The organism is Kitasatospora sp. NPDC059571 (genome assembly GCF_042735675.1).
Lineage (GTDB): Bacteria > Actinomycetota > Actinomycetes > Streptomycetales > Streptomycetaceae > Kitasatospora.
Genome location: NZ_JBHWBW010000558.1, coordinates 1 through 4,738, shown reverse-complemented (window position 1 = coordinate 4,738; position 4,738 = coordinate 1). Strand labels below are relative to the sequence as shown.

Below are 4,738 nucleotides of genomic sequence, written 5' to 3'. Positions count from 1 at the left end.
GGGCCCCGGGCGGGGGGTGATAACCCCCGGGCGGGCGGGGCCGCCGCCGCGGCACCGCGCCTGTCCCCGGCCCCCGCGCCCCCGGGGCGCGGGGGGCCGGGCGCGCCCGGGGGGCGCGCCGATCACCCGATTCCCGCGCTGACCTGCACGTCAATCGGTCATTGATTCGACTCTGATGGGCTGGCACCACTCTGGAGCCCTGGCCGAGCACCTGTCGCGGTGCCGGAGCCGATCCAGCCCCAGTCAGCCGCGAAGAGAGCGCCATGTCCTGCCACCTGCTCCCCGTCGACTCGCCACAGATGCCCGCCCAGCCGTACGCGGAGCAGCGGATGCCCGAGATCCAGCCGATCCCGTTCGCCGCCCTGCACCTGGTGCACGCCGCCATGCGGCGCGACCTGGCCCGGCTGCCCAACGCCCTGCGCCTGCTCCAGCCCGAGGACGAGGCGGGCGCCCGGGCGCTCCAGGGCCACTGGGACTTCATGACCGCCATGCTCACCTGCCACCACGAGCAGCAGGACACCCGGCTCTGGCCGATGCTGCGCCGGTTCGCCCCGGAGCTGCGCCTGCTGCTCAACTGGCTGGAGGCCGACCACCACAACCTCGACCACTCCTTCACCCGGGTCACCACCCTGGTGCGGATCGCCACCCGCGACCCCGCCAGCTCCTGGCCGGTGGCGTACGCGGTCGAGGAGCTCGCCGCCCGGCTGGAGACCCACCTGCGGATCGAGGAGCGCCAGCTGCTCCCGCGGATGGCCGGCATCTTCCCGGCCGGCTCGCGGATCGGCACGCTGCCCGAGCTGCTCGACCTGCTGCGGGCCGCGGACGGTCCGGCGGCCGCCGACGCCCTGGTCTGGCTGCTCGACGGCGTCGACGAGGCCCAGACCGACCTGCTCCTGGCGGACTGCGACGACTCCGTCGTCCGGCACTGGCCGCACTGGCGGGACACCTACGCGCGCTGCTCCGCGCAGCTGTGGGGCCCCGGCTCGCTCTGACGGCCCGCCGGCGGCGGGTGCCGGCCCGCGGGTCCCGGTCCGGACGTCAGCGGTCCCCGAGTTCCGCGGGGGAGCGGACGGCCCGGGCCGATCTGCCGCAGCCGCCCCGGGGGGCGTCCGGGCGGCCACCGGACCGGTCGGCCGGGGCCGTGCCGGCACTGTGCCGCAGGCCGATGACCGCGGCGCCGGCCTGTTCGGCGGCGACGGGCACCGCTTCGAACCCGTCCCGCCGTCGCCGGGATCGGGGCCGTGCTGCGGGGATGCGCCCGGTAGAGTCCGCCGGATGAGCTCGCTGTTCGAACCTGCGCTGCTGACCCGGCTGAAGGCCGCCGACCGGATCCTGATCGCCGGGGCGGGCGGCGGCTTCGACGTGTACGCGGGGCTGCCGATCGCGCTCGCGCTGCGCGCGGCGGGCAAGGAGGTGCATCTCGCCAACCTCTCCTTCAGCCATCTGTACGGGCTCGACGGCGAGGTCTGGCTGGCGCCCGACGTCGCCGAGATCCGCCCGGACACCCGGTCCGCCGACGGCTACTTCCCGGAGCGCACGCTGGCCCGCTGGCTGCAGCTGCACGGCATGCCGGACACGGTCTGGGCGTTCCCCCCGGTCGGGGTGCAGCTGCTGCGCGAGGCGTACCGGGCGCTGACGGACCGTCTGGGCATCGACGCGGTCCTGCTGGTGGACGGCGGCACCGACATCCTGATGCGCGGCGACGAGGCCGGGCTCGGCACGCCGGAGGAGGACATGGCCTCGCTCGCCGCGGTCGCCGGCCTGCCGCACATCCCGGAACGGCTGGTCGCCTCCCTCGGGTTCGGCATCGACGCGTACCACGGCGTCAACCACGCCCTGGTGCTGGAGAACCTGGCTGCCCTGGAGCGGGCGGGCGGCTACCTCGGGGCGTTCTCGCTGCCGCGGGACAGCCGGGAGGGCGCGCTCTACCTGGACGCCGTCGAGCACGCGCAGGCGGCGTTCCCCGAGCACCCGAGCATCGTGCACGGCTCGGTCGCGGCGGCGCTGAGGGGGGAGTTCGGGGATGTGCGGTTCACCGAGCGAACCAAGGGCGGCGCGCTGTTCGTCAACCCGCTGATGACGATCTACTTCGGCGTGACGGTCGAGGCACTGGCCGCCCGCAACCTCTATCTGGACAGGCTCGAACGCACTGTCCTGGTGGGGCAGATCGGTTCGATCGTCGAGGAGTTCCGCGACGGCCTGCCGGCACTGCGCCCACCTCGGGCCTTCCCGCACTGACGCCGCGCCCGCCCGCCCGGCCGCCGGTCCGGCCGCCCCGAGGGGCGCGTTTGCCTGAACGCGCGCCGGGTGTACGGCACTTCGCGCGGGCGTGCGGGGCCGGCCTGGCCCCCGCGGACGCTCCGCCATCGGTGTGTTCCCGGCATGTCCCGGGCAGGCTCCGCGCGATCATGACCGTCGGCCCGGGCATCCCCTCGTCCGGGACTCCATGACGGCCGAGGAAAGGTGACACGGCAGTGCCACAACCCTTCGAGCTGCCGGACTTCTACGTCCCGCATCCGGCGACGCTCAACCCGCACCTTGACCACGCCCGCACCCACACCAGCCAGTGGGCCCGCGGCATGGGGATGCTGGAGGGCTCGGGCATCTGGGACGAGCACGACCTCGACTCCCACGACTACGCCCTGCTGTGCGCCTACACCCACCCCGACTGCGACGCCGCGGAACTGGCGCTGGTCACCGACTGGTACGTCTGGGTGTTCTTCTTCGACGACCACTTCCTGGAGCTGTTCAAGCGCACCCAGGACCGCAAGGGCGGCAAGGCCTACCTCGACCGACTGCCCGCCTTCATGCCGCTCGACCCCGACCAGGGCATGCCCGAGCCGACCAACCCGGTCGAGGCGGGCCTCGCCGACCTGTGGCTGCGTACCGTCCCGGGCATGTCGCCGGCCTGGCGCGCCCGCTTCCGAGAGAGCACCGAGCACCTGCTCAACGAGTCCATGTGGGAGCTCTCCAACATCAACGCCGGCCGGATCGCCAATCCGGTCGAGTACATCGAGATGCGCCGCAAGGTCGGCGGCGCCCCCTGGTCGGCCGGCCTGGTCGAGCACGCGGTCGGCGCCGAGGTGCCCGCCCCGATCGCCGCCTCCCGGCCGATGCGGGTGCTGCGGGACGCCTTCTCCGACGGCGTCCACCTGCGCAACGACCTGTTCTCCTACCAGCGGGAGGTCGAGGACGAGGGCGAGCTGTCCAACGGCGTCCTGGTGCTGGAGACCTTCTTCGGCTGCCCCACCCAGGAGGCCGCCGAGCGGGTCAACGACCTCCTCACCTCCCGGCTGCACCAGTTCGAGAACACCGTCCTCGCCGAACTGCCGCTGCTGTTCGCCGAGCACGGCCTCGACCCGCAGGCCCGCGCCGACGTCATGGCGTACGTGAAGGGCCTCCAGGACTGGCAGTCCGGCGGCCACGAGTGGCACCTGCGCTCCAGCCGCTACATGAACGACGGCGGCGCGGCGGCCGGGCGCGTCCCCGACCTGCCGGGCCCGACCGGCGTCGGCACCCAGGCCTCGGACGTCCTCAGGTCGCTGCGCGGCCTGGTCGACCCGGCCCGGGCCCGCAGCTTCGCCCACGTCCCCTTCCGCCCGGTCGGGCCGTCCCTGCTGCCGGACTTCGAGATGCCGTTCCCGACCCGGTTCAACCCGCACCTGGAGACCGTCCGGCGGGCCGTCGCCGACTGGGCCGAGCGGGTCGCCCTGCTGGACCCCGTCCCCGGCGTGTGGGCGGCGGAGAAGCTGGCCGACTTCGACTTCGCGCTCTGCGCGGCCGCCATCGACCCGGACGCGACCCTCGGCGAACTCGACCTCTCCGCCGGCTGGCTCGCCTGGGGCACCTACGCCGACGACTACTACCCGGCGGTCTTCGGCGCCGCCCGCGACCTGCCCGGCGCCAAGGCCTGCAACGACCGGCTGCTGGCGCTCATGCCGCTGGACGGGCCGGCCACCGGTACACCGCTCAACGGCCTCGAACGCGGCCTCGACGACCTCTGGCAGCGCACCGCCGGGCCGATGGACGGCGAGGCCCGCGGGCGCTTCCGCGCCGGGGTCGAGAAGATGCTGGAGTCCTGGCTGTGGGAGCTGCTCAACCGGGCGCAGCACCGCATCCCCGACCCCGTGGACTACCTGGAGATGCGGCGCCACACCTTCGGCGCCGACCTCACCATGGGCCTCGCCCGGCTCGGTCCGGGCCGCAGCGTCCCCGACGCGGTCCACCGGCACGCCTCGATGCAGGCCCTGGAGAACTCCGCCGCCGACTACGCGATGCTGGTCAACGACGTCTTCTCGTACCAGAAGGAGATCGAGTACGAGGGCGAGGTGCACAACCTCGTGCTGGTCACGCAGAACTTCTTCGACTGCGACTACCCGACGGCGCTCGGGGTCGTCCACGACCTCATGAAGTCCCGGCTGAGCCAGTTCCAGCACGTCGCCGCGTACGAGCTCCCGCAGCTGTACGACGACCTGGAGCTGGACGCGGCGGCCCGCACGGCCCTCGACGGCCGGGTCGGCGAACTCCGGGACTGGATGGCCGCCGTGCTGACCTGGCACCAGCAGTGCCACCGCTACGCCGAGCCCGACCTCGTCCGCCACCACCGCACGGCCCCGGCCCCGGCCGCGGCCGTGCCCGCAGGCCCCGCCGTGCCCGCGCCCGCGCCCCCGACCGCCGTGCCCGCCGCACCCGACCCCGCTGCGCCGCCCGTGCCGCCCGTGTCGCTCGGCCCGTCCGG

Annotated in this window: 3 protein-coding genes; all 3 read left to right on the top strand. The window is 74.1% G+C overall.

Features of this window, described 5'->3' with window-relative positions; all coding sequences use genetic code 11:
- Positions 1-263 precede the first annotated feature (263 nt).
- Positions 264-992 (top strand): hemerythrin domain-containing protein, encoded by a 729-nt coding sequence (locus tag ACFV0G_RS35465; RefSeq protein ID WP_380556829.1) that lies wholly within the window; start codon positions 264-266, stop codon positions 990-992.
- Between the two features lie 283 nt (positions 993-1,275).
- Complete coding sequence (locus tag ACFV0G_RS35460; protein WP_380556827.1) at positions 1,276-2,238, top strand: DUF1152 domain-containing protein; 963 nt, start codon at positions 1,276-1,278, stop codon at positions 2,236-2,238.
- Between the two features lie 236 nt (positions 2,239-2,474).
- A partial coding sequence (locus tag ACFV0G_RS35455; RefSeq protein WP_380556825.1) for a germacradienol/geosmin synthase occupies positions 2,475-4,738 on the top strand: 2,264 nt, incomplete at its 3' end.